11 protein-coding genes are annotated in these 13,171 nt (G+C 41.0%); 6 read left to right on the top strand and 5 right to left on the bottom strand.

What is annotated here, in order from left to right:
* Positions 1-164 precede the first annotated feature (164 nt).
* Positions 165-1,820 (top strand): B12-binding domain-containing radical SAM protein, encoded by a 1,656-nt coding sequence (locus LC608_RS20800; protein WP_229555323.1) that lies wholly within the window; start codon positions 165-167, stop codon positions 1,818-1,820.
* A gap of 178 nt (positions 1,821-1,998) precedes the next feature.
* On the opposite strand, the gene LC608_RS20795 is transcribed toward LC608_RS20800, so the two are convergent.
* On the bottom strand, positions 1,999-2,454 hold the full coding sequence (locus LC608_RS20795) for a cupin domain-containing protein (RefSeq protein WP_229555322.1): 456 nt from the start codon (positions 2,452-2,454) through the stop codon (positions 1,999-2,001).
* A 314-nt stretch (positions 2,455-2,768) separates the two neighbouring features.
* Positions 2,769-3,548, bottom strand: a complete 780-nt coding sequence (locus tag LC608_RS20790; protein ID WP_229555321.1) for a cysteine hydrolase family protein — start codon at positions 3,546-3,548, stop codon at positions 2,769-2,771.
* An 81-nt stretch (positions 3,549-3,629) separates the two neighbouring features.
* On the opposite strand from LC608_RS20790, the gene LC608_RS20785 reads away from it, so the two are divergent.
* The 5 genes from LC608_RS20785 to LC608_RS20765 all read left to right on the top strand — a co-directional run bounded on the left by LC608_RS20785 (position 3,630) and on the right by LC608_RS20765 (position 10,154).
* Positions 3,630-5,030 (top strand): amidohydrolase, encoded by a 1,401-nt coding sequence (locus LC608_RS20785; protein WP_229555320.1) that lies wholly within the window; start codon positions 3,630-3,632, stop codon positions 5,028-5,030.
* A 144-nt stretch (positions 5,031-5,174) separates the two neighbouring features.
* Positions 5,175-5,780 (top strand): hypothetical protein, encoded by a 606-nt coding sequence (locus tag LC608_RS20780; RefSeq protein WP_229555319.1) that lies wholly within the window; start codon positions 5,175-5,177, stop codon positions 5,778-5,780.
* A 191-nt stretch (positions 5,781-5,971) separates the two neighbouring features.
* The gene (locus LC608_RS20775) at positions 5,972-6,202 is read left to right on the top strand and encodes a hypothetical protein (RefSeq protein WP_229555318.1); all 231 of its coding nucleotides are present in this window, start codon (positions 5,972-5,974) and stop codon (positions 6,200-6,202) included.
* 127 nt (positions 6,203-6,329) lie between these two features.
* Complete coding sequence (locus LC608_RS20770) at positions 6,330-7,538, top strand: NupC/NupG family nucleoside CNT transporter (RefSeq protein ID WP_229555317.1); 1,209 nt, start codon at positions 6,330-6,332, stop codon at positions 7,536-7,538.
* A gap of 894 nt (positions 7,539-8,432) precedes the next feature.
* On the top strand, positions 8,433-10,154 hold the full coding sequence (locus LC608_RS20765) for a fasciclin domain-containing protein (RefSeq protein ID WP_229555316.1): 1,722 nt from the start codon (positions 8,433-8,435) through the stop codon (positions 10,152-10,154).
* 256 nt (positions 10,155-10,410) lie between these two features.
* Here the strand turns inward: LC608_RS20765 and LC608_RS20760 are convergent, their stop codons facing one another.
* From LC608_RS20760 to LC608_RS20750, 3 genes are all read right to left on the bottom strand, one after another.
* Complete coding sequence (locus LC608_RS20760) at positions 10,411-11,076, bottom strand: class I SAM-dependent methyltransferase (protein WP_229555315.1); 666 nt, start codon at positions 11,074-11,076, stop codon at positions 10,411-10,413.
* A gap of 589 nt (positions 11,077-11,665) precedes the next feature.
* Positions 11,666-12,598 carry an alpha/beta fold hydrolase gene (locus LC608_RS20755; protein ID WP_229555314.1) on the bottom strand — a complete coding sequence of 311 codons (933 nt, stop codon included), beginning with the start codon at positions 12,596-12,598 and terminating at the stop codon, positions 11,666-11,668.
* Between the two features lie 19 nt (positions 12,599-12,617).
* On the bottom strand, positions 12,618-13,124 hold the full coding sequence (locus LC608_RS20750) for a DUF4112 domain-containing protein (RefSeq protein WP_229555313.1): 507 nt from the start codon (positions 13,122-13,124) through the stop codon (positions 12,618-12,620).
* Positions 13,125-13,171: the final 47 nt, after the last annotated feature.

Below are 13,171 nucleotides of genomic sequence, written 5' to 3'. Positions count from 1 at the left end.
AGATAGTTGTTTGCAAGCCAATTGAGGCTGTGCTTTTAGGTAAGTTTTCTATCTTACAGTTAAAAAGTTCTGAAATATCACGGTAAGCTAGTTGGAATTACAACTGATGATTGTGTCAATAAATTGTCAAATTAGCTGCTCAGTTTTTCGGGGTGAAATTTGCGATGACTGTAAATCTGAAGTCTTTAGAAAACCCAACCCATATAGGGGCCGATTCAAAAACTGCTCCTAGCACTAAGAGAACCAGCTACGTTCCCTCGCAACATCGACGTATCCTTTGTATCTTTCCTAAGTACAGCCGCTCCTTTGGCACTTTTCATCATGCCTACCCACTTATGGGTAATGTCCGGGCTTTTATGCCACCCCAAGGTATTTTAATTGTGGCTGCCTACTTACCTAAAGAATGGGAAGTGCGGTTTATTGATGAGAATGTCAAATCAGCAACCAGAGCAGATTACCAATGGTGTGATGTGGTGATTGTCAGTGGAATGCATATCCAAAAACCACAGATTAATCAAATTAATGAACTTGCCCATCGAGCGGGCAAAATTACAGTTGTCGGTGGCCCCTCGGTATCTGGGTGTCCAGAATATTATCCTGAGTTTGATATTTTACATTTGGGTGAATTGGGAGATGGAAGCGATCGCATGATCGAGTATTTAGACCAAAACCTGGAACGTCCTCAAGCGCAAATTCGCTTTGAAACCAAGGAACGTTTACCCCTAACAGAGTTTCCTACTCCAGCTTATCATTTGCTGAATATCAATGATTATTTCCTGGCAAATGTGCAGTTTTCTAGTGGTTGCCCTTATCACTGCGAGTTTTGTGATATTCCAGAACTCTATGGCAATAGTCCCCGGATGAAAACACCAGAGCAAGTAGTCGCAGAGTTAGATGCAATGCGACAATCTGGCAATCTGGGGGCAGTGTATTTTGTTGATGATAACTTTGTTGGCGATCGCCGCGCCGCCATGAAGTTGCTTCCTCATCTGATTGACTGGCAAAAACGCTATGGCTACCCCATCCAGTTTGCCTGTGAAGCAACGCTCAACTTAGCTCAAAGTCCAAAACTGCTGGAAATGATGCGCGAAGCCTATTTTTGCACAATCTTTTGCGGTATCGAAACACCAGAACCAAATGCTCTCCACGCCATTTCTAAAGACCAAAATCTGAGTATGCCAATCTTAAAAGCAATTCAGGTTTTAAATAGCTATGGCATGGAAGTAGTATCAGGAATCATCATCGGGTTAGATACAGATACACCAGAAACAGCAGACCGAATTATCGAATTTATTCGGGCATCCCAAATTCCCATGTTGACAATTAACCTACTTCATGCATTACCGAGAACTCCTTTATGGCGGAGGTTAGAAGCAGAAGGACGGCTTGTGTTTGATGAAAGCCGCGAATCAAATGTTGAGTTTTTGATGCCCTACGAGCAAGTTGTTGAGATGTGGCGGCGCTGCATCACAACTGCTTATGAGCCAGAATTTTTATATCAACGGTTTGCCTACAACATAGAACACACCTATCCAAACCGCATTGAAGTACCTAACAGCCCAGCTCGTACCTCTGGGGCTAATATTCGCAAAGGTTTAACTTATTTAACCAATATTTTGCTGCGAGTAGGCATATTTAGTAACTATCGTCAAACTTTTTGGAAAATGGCCAAGCCAGCATTAAAAGCAGGTAATATTGAAAACTTGATTCACGTTGGACTTGTCGGACATCATTTGATTAAGTTTGCCCAAGATTGTGCCAAAAACGAAGAATCAGCTTCGTTTTATTCCCAAAAAATCCTGACTAAAGTTCGTAGTTAATAAGCTAAAAGTTTTTTAACGATAAATTATGCGTAATTCATAATATTTCCTCGTTCCCGTGTTTCACATGGAAACGAGGAATCCCCAATAAATTAAATTACGTTAGCGCAGCGTTAGCGAGTCATCGAGCGTCATTACGTAGCTTGCTTCTCGCCGGAGGCGAGTATTACAAATTATTTTAACAGGGCATCAAAGCATCAAATCTCCCCAGTACTGCCATATCTTCTGCATCTAACTCCGCCGGAATACCACTGCGAATCAATTCCGAAAAGTCTTCATTGGGAATCATAACAGTCAATGTGTACAAGCGAGTAGAACCAGTATTTTTAATCAAATGAGTACCAGTGGGAGGCACTAATAAACTATCTCCAGCTTTGATTGTGGCACTCTTGCCGTCACAGATGGCGATCCCTTCCCCTTTGAGGACAAAAAACATTTCCACCGCCCACTGATGGCGATTTGGGGGTGTTTCTCCACCAACATCGAAAATTTCTATGCAGCAAGTCAACGAAGTATTAGCACTTGTCGAATCGAAGATAATTGCTAATCGATTCGAGGCGTCGGGACTGATGCGATATACTTGGTAATCTTTGCTAGATCTGATAACCGGAATTACACAACGAGTAGCGTACATTTATTTATCCCCTCTGAAGTTATCGATGGGTATGAAAATTCCTAAAATCCGAGCTTTGAATCACAGAATTTTAGATTTTAAATTTTGGATTTTGGATTGAGCGCTCACACCGTAACCCTCCGGGGGAGCAAGCTACCCGTAGCGTTCCGCAGGAAAGTCCAAAATTTAAAAAAGTCTGAGAGCAAGCGACTTTAAACGCGAGAACAAATCTAAAATCTAAAATTCTTAATCGTTCGCACAGCGTCCCGTAGGGAAGAAAGAGCATTCATGCATGGGATCAATCTAAAATCTAAAATCCAAAATCCAAAATTGATTCACTCCTCACCCTTTTGCAGCGCTGTTAAAATTTCTTGGGAGTCAGTCACAAAACCGAAGCATTGTTTAACATTGTACAATGTCGCTAGCCAACAATATTCAGGAGAAGTGGTAGCGGTACAGTCTTTAACTAACACGCAATCATATCCTAAGAAGTTGGCATCACATAAGGTAGTTAGGACACATTGATCGGCATTAACACCAGCAAAAAATAATGTTGTCTTTCCCAGATTCCGCAAGATGCTATCCAAGGGTGTATCCCAAAATCCACTCATGCGGTATTTGTCCACACAAATATCTTCGGGTATTTTTTCTAGTTCGTCTACTACTGCTGCGGCCCAACTACCTGCCATGAGTACTCTAGCACCATTGCTTGGCAGTGGATCGCCCAATCCCACTCCCTCCCCTGTGGGATTATAGACGTGGCGCGAAGCAGCACTAATATTGAGCAAGTCGGGACGATTTCCCCAATTTATCCAAATGACTGGAACACCAGCCTCACGCAGTTCTGGAAGTAGGTTGTTCAAAGGTTTAATAGGCTGAAGCGCTGGAGTTACGTCCACGCCGATATGCGCTAACCAGCCATCAGGGTGACAGAAGTCGTTTTGCATATCAATGATGAGGATAGCAGCTTTTGCCAAGTCTAGGCGCAGGGTTTTAGTTTCTGTTGATAAAAGAACGGGTTGTGGAGCCTTTTGAGGACGAGTGATATCTGCGATCGCATCATTCACTGTCCACGCATTTGGTGGAACTCCCAATGTCCGTAATGGTAAATTCATAAAATTGCAATACCGAACGCCATTTTCTATTTTGTAACTTGAAATTCACTTGAGAATACAATTACTTAATCAAGGTTAAATATGGTAAATTTCACCATCCAGAATGTTTTGATTGCCGCCGATGATGATTATGCAACGGTAGATGTACAGATTATAGATGGTGCAATTGCAGCCATTGCCCCCAATCTACAGGTAATCGGCACACCTATAGATGGCAAAAATAAGCTATTGCTACCTGGCTTTTTCAACGCCCACACCCACTCATCAGAGATGTGGCAACGGGGAATCATGTCAGCTTTCCCTTTAGAATTATGGTTGGCGGAACTGTATGATTTTGCCCCTCTCGATCCCGAACAGGTTTATCTCAGCGCTTTGGGTACTGCGGTGGAAACTCTACTTTCCGGCGGGACGAGTGTAGTAGATCACCTGGTGTTAATTCCCGGACTTGAGTTAGAAACGATCGCCATTGCAACTCGCGCTTACAAAGAAGTGGGAATTCGTGCCTTTATCGCCCCCTTAATTCAAGATGAGTCCCTCAGTGCAGGTATTCCATCTGGGGAATCAGCCCAAACTCATGAACCTTATTTTCGCTCAACTGCGGCAACATTGGAAATCATCGAAGAAGCGGTAAGACAGTTTCATCGCCCGGATGAGGGTATAAATATTTTAGTTGCACCAACAGGTATACAATTGTGTACTGATGCTTTGTTTACAGGATGTAGTGAGTTAAGCGATCACTATAATCTTTGTCGTCACTCCCATTTACTCGAAACCAGGGCACAGGAAAAACTCGCCCAAGAGAAGTACGGTTGTACTGCTGTAGAACATTTGAAAAGAATCGGATATCTGAGCGATCGTACAACTCTAGCTCATTGCGTTTGGTTAAATGATGCTGATATCGCCATTCTCGCCGAAACTCAATCTACAGTTGTTCATAATCCCTTAAGTAATTTGCGTTTAGGCAGTGGCATCGCTCCCATTTTAAAATATCGTCAAGCTGGAGTAAATGTAACTTTTGGTTGCGATGGTGCTTCGAGTAATGACTCTCAAGACTTGCTAGAAGCAATCAAAATGGGTTCTATTTTACATAATGTTACAGACTCAAATTATCAAAACTGGATTACGCCCAGACAAGCTGTAGAAATGGCATCCTTGGGAGGCGCAAAAGGACTAAATATAGCAGACAAACTCGGTTCCCTTACTGTGGGTAAACAAGCCGATTTGGTACTTTATGACCTCACCAATTTATCATTACTACCCCGTACAGATCCCATTGGCTTATTAGTCTTAGGTCGTCCTACTAATGTTGTTGATAGTGCTTGGGTAAATGGTAAGCAAATTGTTGCTGATGGCAAAGTTACCACAATTAATGTTGATGAATTGCGACAAGAATTATTTAACCGCAGTCAATGGGAGACAAAGCGCAAATCTGAAAGCGTCGCTCAAATTGAAGCTCATTATCGCACGGTTATGGGGTTATGAAAGACAAATCAATACAGAACTGCGGCAAAAAATTCGTGCTTTGGTGTTTAATGTCCAGTTAGAGGATGAGAAAAATATACTTAATAACGTTGACGAGCATAGTTTCAAAGATTACAGTAGGACTTGAATGATGAGTTTTTAGATATGAAATCCTACACAGACATATACGAGCACTATCATAAGAATGTTTATCTCTATGCAGAGAAAGAATATTCTTGGTATAAACAAGCTGACAATTTAAAAGATGCTGTCAGAAAAGCTTTTCTTAGCGAAGACGAGCAGGGAAAACTTCATAGTTATCAAAGGCGTGTTGGTCGTCGGCGTCTAGCTTTAGCGGCTGAGATTGCTTTAGAAGATTTAGATACTCAGTGTACTATTGATTTTGAAAACTTTAATAATATTTATAAATTTGTTCAGGATGTTAGAAATAAAGTAGAAGGATTTGGCGAATTAGCCAATTATGATGTTGCCCTTCGCATTACTAAATATCTAGGTTTTCAACTTCAGGAAGTATATCTTCATGCGGGTGTTACGACTGGATTTCGCGCTTTAGGATTGAATGTAAAAGAGAGAGATATTATACCTGTAGAAGAATTTCCTGAACCCTTTAAGCAATTAAGCGGAGATCATCTAGAAAATTTACTTTGCATCTACAAAGAAATGTTAGATGCTTCTTCTGTCGAGTTCCCAAAAACTTGTATTCGCCCAAAAACAAATTCTTCTTGCATCAACAAAAACGGCTGCGCTTAAAATGCTAATAATAAATAAAGGGGTTGATTTTGCCTAACTAGCAGCCTCCGATTTGTTCCCTTTTATTGCTATGCCTATCCTGCAAATCGGTCAAAGCATTATCTCCTACACAGTGCGATCGCTATAGCAACCGTACTAAACAGCATTGATGTTAGCTTTAAGAGTAAAGCGTTGTATGAGAGCAATTCACCATGTCTTCAGCAGCAATTACCACCGTGATCAAAATGATGGAGTCTTTACCCATTGAGGTACAAGATCGAATTGCAGAGCATCTGCGGGAGTACATTGATGATCTGCAAGATGAAATCAGATGGAATCAATCATTCCAGAAAACACAATCAAAACTTATTGCTGCTGCTAAAGAAGCCAAACAAGAAATTGCAGAGGGACAAGCCACTGCAATGAACTACGACGAGCTATGAAGTCAGCAGTACTTCCTTCTTTACACCATCAAAACCCTAGTAATTCACTACAAACCCATAAAAATACGCGGATTTTTGTGTATGCTTTGTGGCTAAGTGCCATTGTCATACATCTCCGGGAGTAAATATGGAAAGCGCTATTTCTGCGTTGGGGATTTTAGTTTTTATCGGTATATCCTACGCCTTCTCGGTTAATCGTCGTGCGGTGCGTTGGCGTGTGGTGGCATGGGGTTTGGGATTGGAGTTTGCATTGGCGCTAATGATTCTTAAAACTCCTTGGGGTTTGAATGTGTTTAAATCTCTGGGAGATATTGTCAGCCAATTTTTAGCATTTTCTGATGTTGGTGCAAAATTTGTCTTTGGAGAAAATTTTAAGGATCATTTCTTTGCTTTCCAAGTACTGCCGACAATTATCTTTTTCTCTTCCTTCATCAGCGTTTTGTATTACTACGGCATTTTACAGCGAGTCGTAAATGTGATGGCGTGGGTAATGATGAAGACGATGAAAACATCCGGTTCTGAATCTTTATCCTGTGCAGGTAACATCTTTTTGGGGCCAACAGAGTCGGTGTTGATGGTTAAACCTTATATAGCGAAGATGACGCAATCAGAACTTCATGCCGTGATGACGGGTGGTTTTGCCACAATTGCCGGTGGAGTATTAGGGGCATATCTCTCCTTTGGGATACCAGCAGAACACCTGATTGCTGCTTTTTTTATGACTGCTCCCACATCGTTGGTGGTATCAAAATTGCTGTACCCAGAAACAGAAGTATCAGAGACGGCTGGCAACGTAAAAGCAGATGTAGAAACCAATTATGTAAATGTAATTGATGCTGCTACTACCGGAGCAATTGATGGTGTGAAATTAGCAGTTAATGTTGGGGTGATGATTATTGCTTTTTTAGGATTATTAGCTGCTCTGAATGCACTGCTGGGATGGTTGGGGGCATTTGTGGGTTTACAGCAACTGTCATTACAGTGGATTTTATCTTTTATTATGGCTCCCGTAGCTTGGCTGATGGGCGTACCTTGGGCTGATTGTCGGCAAGTAGGGGCTTTATTGGGTACAAAAACAATTCTGAATGAGTTTATTGCTTTTTTGGATTTAAAGACACTAATTGAAAGTGGTAAAATTTCCCAACGTGCAGTAATTATTGCGACTTACGCCTTATGTAATTTTGCAAATATCGGTTCAATTGGAATTACTATTGGCGGTATTACTGGAATAGCACCTAATCGCCAGCATGATTTAGCTCGTATGGGTGTAAGGTCAATGATTGGCGGATTGTTAGCAAGTTTTATTACCGCTTGTATTGCTGCAATGTTGATTTGAAGGAGGCGGGAGCTAGGGGGCGGGGGATACAGGGGAAAAGAGGGTTTTCCGATTTTTGCGATCGCCCTTACCCCCTATGCTAGAGAAAGCGATCGCTGGGTAAATTTTAGCAGCCGGGTTTCCAAAACACGTTGCCAAACCAGTACGACCAACTTAATTACTAACCTCAATTGCAGATTTGCTAGTGCAAGGGTATAACTAAAACTTTTTATAATGACGCTTCCAGTAGCTTAAAACGCCAGAATACGGTGCATTTATGTGAAAACACTGGGTTTAGTGGTGGAGTAAAACCGGATTTATTATCCTACCTCCAGAGGAATTATGAGCAAAAATGTTACATATTAGACACTTTAAAAATCCTTATTTATCCGTAGATTCATTTTTGTAAAATTGTATTTTGCAAAAAAATAATTCCTAGTCAAAAATCTTGGCGCAATCATGCCCACAATTTTTGATTGCGATCGCTAATTTTCAGTCTAGTATTAGAAAATTTACCATCATAGACAACTATCTAAAGAGTGAAAGTTATTCCTCGGAACCTAGCCATTAGTTAGTTGTATAATTTCGCTCAAAGATTAATAATACAAAATATCGCCAAGACAAATTTTATTTCTTAAATGTTGCTAAAGATCATGATGCATGTAGCTTGACGGCATTAACCATCTTCTGCAATTATAAAGAGATGGCTATTAAAAGCTAATTATTCTAGTGCTTGGCTGCGATTTTATAACTGATAAAATCGCCTACTCGCATGTAAGGATCTTTATTTTTGCAACATACCATATAGCACAATATCGTTGCTTATGGTTATTAGTGTTATATGCGGTTTTTTAAAAACCAAATAGAAATTTTGTACTACGTGTGGTGAACATTTAGATAATTGAGGATATTTCCATGTTTAGTTCCTTTCGTTGGCCATCAGCAAGGGTTGCTTTAGTAGTTCTGGGAATGACAGCTGCTACAATCACTCCCATAGTAATTTCTACCCCAGCTTTATCTCAAAATACTGTTCCATCTACGACACCATCGCCTGCAACACCATCACCTGAAACACAATCACCTGCAACACCATCGCCTACTTCATCAGTAAACTTGTCTGATGTTTCCTCAGATTATTGGGCGCGTCCCTTCATTCAAGCCTTAGCTGACAATAATGTAATTAGTGGCTTTCCAGATGGCAGCTTTAGGCCAAATCAAGGTGTTACTCGTGCTGAGTTTGCCGCCCTAATTCAAAAAGCTTTCCCTAACCAAAATCGAGTTCGGCAATTAAGTGCAGGTGGATTTAAGGATGTTCCTGCTGGCTATTGGGCAGCTTCTGCAATTCAGAACGCCTACGAAACTGGATTTCTGGCAGGCTATCCTGGGAACGTATTTAGACCAAGTGAACAAATACCGAAGGTACAGGCGATCGTTGCTGTAACCAGTGGTTTGGGTTTAACTGGTAGCACCACTGGAACCAGTACTGACCTCAGCACCTACTACACCGACGCTTCAGCTATCCCGAACTATGCTGTTGCTAATGTGACAGCAGCAACGCAATCTAATATTGTTGTTAATTATCCCGATGTAAAACAACTCAATCCGCAACAGCCTCTAACTCGTGCTGAAGCTGCGGCACTCTTATATCAAGCTTTGGCTAAACAAGGAAGAGTGCAACCCATTGCTAGCAATCTTCCAGCTACTCAATATATTGTCGGTGCAACTCAAACCGGTAATGATATTGTTTCTCTTGCTGCATCCAGTACTTCTTTGACAACTCTGACTTCTTTATTAAAGACAGCTGGTTTAACAGATATTCTTCAACAGCCTGGCCCTTATACAGTCTTCGCTCCCACCGATCAAGCATTTGCTGCTTTACCTGCTGCTACCTTACAGCAGTTACAGCAACCAGAAAACAGAGATGCATTGATAAAGATTTTGTCATACCATGTGGTTCCTGGTGCAGTAACTTCTAGTCAACTATCGGCTGGAGAACTGAGAACCTCTGAACAAAGCCCTGTAAATATTCAAATTGATCGCGCTAATAATCAAGTCTCGGTGAATAATGCCAGAGTTATCCAGGCGGATGTCCAAGCTAGCAATGGTGTTATCCATGCAATTAATCAAGTCCTCGTCCCACCTGATGTTAACATTAGTCAGTTAAATCAGCCGCCAACAGGAAATACAGATGGCACAACGCCTAATGTAAGACCAGGTAGAACTACTCTTGGTGGCCCTAGCTACATCGGGGGTGGTGGTAACATTGGTTTGAGCGGTGACGATACAGCTTTGGGCGACAGCAACTTTGCAGTGTTCAGCAAAATTGGTCTGACACGCAATATCTCAGTCCGTCCATCAGTGATCTTTGGGGATGATACATTGTTTTTGGTTCCGTTGACTTTAGATTTTACTCCTCGCGCAAGCGCTGAGGTGGGCCAACGAACTTTCTCTATCTCTCCTTATCTGGGTGCTGGCGTAGCCATAGAAACTAATGTCGATACTGATTTTGGATTACTGCTAACTGGTGGTGTAGACGTTCCTCTCGGTACTCGATTTACGTTAAATGGCGCTGTAAATGCTGCTTTTATGGATGAAACTGATGTCGGGCTACAATTAGGACTTGGCTACAACTTCTAATTGAAGATAGAAATAGGGGCAATTCATGAATTGCCCCTACCTAGAAATAAAAGTCTCGGCTGTTGTTTGCGTAATTTATAGCCATTTTCAATCCAGTAAGGTATAAGTATGCAAATAAACCTAACTCCCTTCCCGAAACGAGAATGGGGAACAATTCAAAGCCTCTCTCCTTTTAGGAGAGAGGAATGGAAATGAGGTCAAAATTGTACCTCACGCTTGTCGAGAACTGCTATATAAACAACTAGAAATCAGTATACTAAGATCGCTTGATAGCTAAAGTCAGTCCATCAGCGATGGGGACAAGGGAGAGCGTTATCCGTTCGTCATGATGTAACTTCTCGTTGAGCGCCCGGATAGCTTGGGTGCTTTCATCTTGATTTTGCGGGTTAGCAACTTGTCCTGACCATAAAACATTATCAATAGCAATCAATCCACCTGGACGTATTAATTGTAGCGATCGCTCATAATATCCATCATAATTTTCTTTATCAGCATCAATAAAAGCAAAATCAAATGTCTCGGCTTGTCCAGTTGCCAATAGCTGATCTAAAGTTTCTAAACCTGGTGCCAAGCGCAGATCAATTTTATCAGCAACCCCGGCTTCTTGCCAATATCGACGGGCGATCGCAGTAAATTCTTCACTCACATCAGCAGCGATTATCTTCCCATCAGCCGGGAGCGCCAAAGCTACAGAAAGTGAGCTATAACCAGTAAAGACTCCAACTTCCAGGGTTTTCTTAGCTCCAATAAGCTGTACCAAAAGCCTCATAAACTGCCCTTGTTCTGGTGAAATCTGCATTCCACTTCGAGGATGCCTGGCGGTTTCTTGGCGCAACTTCAAAAGAATCTCCGGTTCCCGCAACGAAACAGATAAAAGGTAATTATAGAGTTGGTTATCAAGACCTATAGACTGTTTTGGCATGGTAGATAAGAGAATTGAAAGAATCTACAGTTATACTATCGCCCAAGAATCGTTTATCAGGAATCCCCAATAAGCTTAATCTCTATCGTCTTCGTCTGTTCGTCTGGGTCTAGTATTTGTATTCAAATACACCAATTTTTTAATTTAAAAACTTGCCAAAATGGCAACCAGATTCTGATTAGCCAAGTTAAATTGTACAAAGATAAACGACTTCAAGGGTTTTGTTATCAGCAACTACCACGTAAGAAAATCCCTTTTGTAAAACCCTATTTACTAAGTGATTTACAAGAAAAAACTATCTCTACCAATTATTTGCAGAATATTTTTATCAGCAGATAAATATTAATAATCAGGTTTGGCATTTGCTGCAACAGGAATATTAAATGCGGCGTTGTTGTTGAAGTACGCATTAGTCCCCAAATAAGGGCAACGTCTGTATACATTCCTGTTCACTTCAGTAGCAAATGGCTGAGTGGGAGTTTGAAAGCTGACTGATATGCTTCCTCCCACTCTCTTTTTATTTAATTCTAGGACTTATGCAAAAAGGCAGTGAAAATCTTGATTTCCCGTAGGGGCAATTCATGTAGATTTAAAAATGAGTATCTTGTAAAAAGTCAATAATCGCTGCATTCAACGCTTCAAAAGCACCAGATGAAGCATCATGATAACAGTTAGACAAAATTTTTAATTTAGAATTGGGAATATTTTGATGCAGTTTTTCCCCATGAATAGCAGGAAACCAACTATCTTGCTCACCCCACAAAACTAATGTAGGGCACTTAATTGCACTTAGGTTATTTTGAATTTTGGTAAGCATATTAGGCTTATTTTCTTGCCAATTCTCAATTTCTCGCGCTGCTATTTGTAACTCTTCAGCGACTTTTGCAACTGTACCAGGTAGCTCAATAAACGGGTAAGTTATCCAATAGACATCTTCCTGTGTCAAAATTGATGGATCAAATAATACTCTACGTCTTTCTATCGCCATAATTTCTCTAAATAGAGGTGCAAACAAATATGCTAGACGTAAAGAATCAATTGTTTGTATTATTTCCAAGGGTATTTGGGCAAGTAACCACATAGCCCAATGGGGTAGACGTTCGGCAAAAATAGGTACGTTTACGACTATAAGTCGCCCGACTAACTGCGGATTTTCTTGAGCAAGGGCAAGGGCAACCAATCCCCCCAAAGATTCAGCCACAATCACTGCGGGTTCGTCACATAATGCCTCAATAACTCTTTTAAACTCAATAACTTGATGACCGTTGTCTTCTCTACGCGACAATGGTTTTTCGGAAAAACCAAAACCTTTAGCATCAAAACAAATTACCCGAAAATATTTAGATAATGGTGCTATACTATGGCGCCAGTTATAGCTCCAACTCCCCATGCCATGTAATAGAATTAGCGGTTTACCTTTACCTTTTTCGCCATAAGAAATTTGTACAGGATAACCTTTAGCATCAGTAATAATTAGACTTTGCCGCCCTTTCGGAAAAGTAGCTTGCCACCAATCTTTCATTCCGTTATTAATAAATAATTTAACCGCCAGTTAAGGCGTTCCACAGCATTCTAACTAGTATCACTGGTAATGCTACTAAAACAATGGCAATCAGCAATAATCCTACCAAAACGCCAAAGATAAACCACCCGTCTGCACTCTTTTGCTGGCTAGGAAACTTTAAGTAATCTTCTAATAGCTTGATATTATTAGTGTTAGCTCGCCAGGTAAAATCAAAAAAGTCGCCCAAAACAGGCACAGCGCCTACTAAGCCATCAATGATCACATTTAGAACCATTTTGCCTAAAGTGGCTCTAGATACACCCAGTCGCGCTGCTTCTAGGATGATGTAGCTAGAAAACATGATTCCCAAAAAATCACCACCAATAGGTATAAGTCCTAAAATTGGATCTAGACCAAAACCAATCTGTGTACCAGGAATGGTAATAACATTATCCAGCAGCCGACTTAACTGACGCAGGCGCTTCAAGGTGGGTGCTTTGGCATCAGGTTCAATCATCGAAAATCGAAAAGGAGAATCAGGCATGAAAGCGATCGCTAAGTTTGTCTTGAGTCGTTAGATATTCTACTCCC

Source organism: Nostoc sp. XA010, from assembly GCF_020829625.1.
Lineage (GTDB): Bacteria > Cyanobacteriota > Cyanobacteriia > Cyanobacteriales > Nostocaceae > Nostoc.
Note: the sequence above shows the minus strand (reverse complement) of the source record. Positions and strands in the feature narration are given on the sequence as shown.

Coding starts and splice junctions, on each gene's coding strand:
- LC608_RS20800 (WP_229555323.1), top strand. CDS start 165: ATGACTGTAAATCTGAAGTCTTTAGAAAACCCAACCCATATAGGGGCC.
- LC608_RS20795 (WP_229555322.1), bottom strand. CDS start 2,454: ATGTACGCTACTCGTTGTGTAATTCCGGTTATCAGATCTAGCAAAGAT.
- LC608_RS20790 (WP_229555321.1), bottom strand. CDS start 3,548: ATGAATTTACCATTACGGACATTGGGAGTTCCACCAAATGCGTGGACA.
- LC608_RS20785 (WP_229555320.1), top strand. CDS start 3,630: ATGGTAAATTTCACCATCCAGAATGTTTTGATTGCCGCCGATGATGAT.
- LC608_RS20780 (WP_229555319.1), top strand. CDS start 5,175: ATGAAATCCTACACAGACATATACGAGCACTATCATAAGAATGTTTAT.
- LC608_RS20775 (WP_229555318.1), top strand. CDS start 5,972: ATGTCTTCAGCAGCAATTACCACCGTGATCAAAATGATGGAGTCTTTA.
- LC608_RS20770 (WP_229555317.1), top strand. CDS start 6,330: ATGGAAAGCGCTATTTCTGCGTTGGGGATTTTAGTTTTTATCGGTATA.
- LC608_RS20765 (WP_229555316.1), top strand. CDS start 8,433: ATGTTTAGTTCCTTTCGTTGGCCATCAGCAAGGGTTGCTTTAGTAGTT.
- LC608_RS20760 (WP_229555315.1), bottom strand. CDS start 11,076: ATGCCAAAACAGTCTATAGGTCTTGATAACCAACTCTATAATTACCTT.
- LC608_RS20755 (WP_229555314.1), bottom strand. CDS start 12,598: ATGAAAGATTGGTGGCAAGCTACTTTTCCGAAAGGGCGGCAAAGTCTA.
- LC608_RS20750 (WP_229555313.1), bottom strand. CDS start 13,124: ATGCCTGATTCTCCTTTTCGATTTTCGATGATTGAACCTGATGCCAAA.